Source organism: Blautia intestinihominis, from assembly GCF_040096655.1.
Taxonomy (GTDB): Bacteria; Bacillota; Clostridia; order Lachnospirales; family Lachnospiraceae; genus Blautia_A; species Blautia_A intestinihominis.
In genome coordinates this window covers 1-541 of sequence record NZ_JBBMEI010000222.1, presented here as the reverse complement: position 1 = coordinate 541, position 541 = coordinate 1, and the positions used below count along the sequence as shown (strand labels likewise).

The 541-nt window shown below is 45.1% G+C and carries 1 pseudogene; it reads left to right on the top strand.

The window, feature by feature from the left end:
• A pseudogene (locus tag WMO75_RS20210) lies at window positions 1-541 on the top strand (CD1108 family mobile element protein); the annotation flags it as partial.

Sequence of the window (541 nt, the reverse complement as noted above, 5' to 3'; positions counted from 1 at the left end):
GGTAGAAGGTGCCCATAAGTTAGAAGAAAGCGGCGAAGGTGTTTACCGACTGGAACAGAGAAGTGCCAGACGCAGGAAACAGAGGGCATCCAGAAAAAGAAGCAGACTTGAAAGACAGGAAGAGAAACAGACACAGGCGGCAACCCGTCAGGAGCAGAAGAAACTGAAAAAACAGATTCAGAAGCAACAGATCAAACGGGATTATGCCAAAGCGAAGCGAAGTGAACAGACAGTAGGAACAGCTACAAAAGGTACGATTGATTATATCAAGAAGATTGGCGGCAAAGTCACCAACTTCTTTAAAGAAAACCGGAAGGTGTATATCAGTGTAGCAGTTCTGATCGGATTGATGTTTCTGATCATAACGAATGTCACGTCATGCTCTGCAGTGTTTTTACAAAATGTGATCACTTACACCGGAACCAGTTATCTGTCATCGGATCAGGCAATCCGGGAAGCGGAACTGTATTATACACAGCTGGAAGCTAATCTGCAGGAGCGGATCAACAACATGGAATCTGAAGAACCGGGACATGAGGAA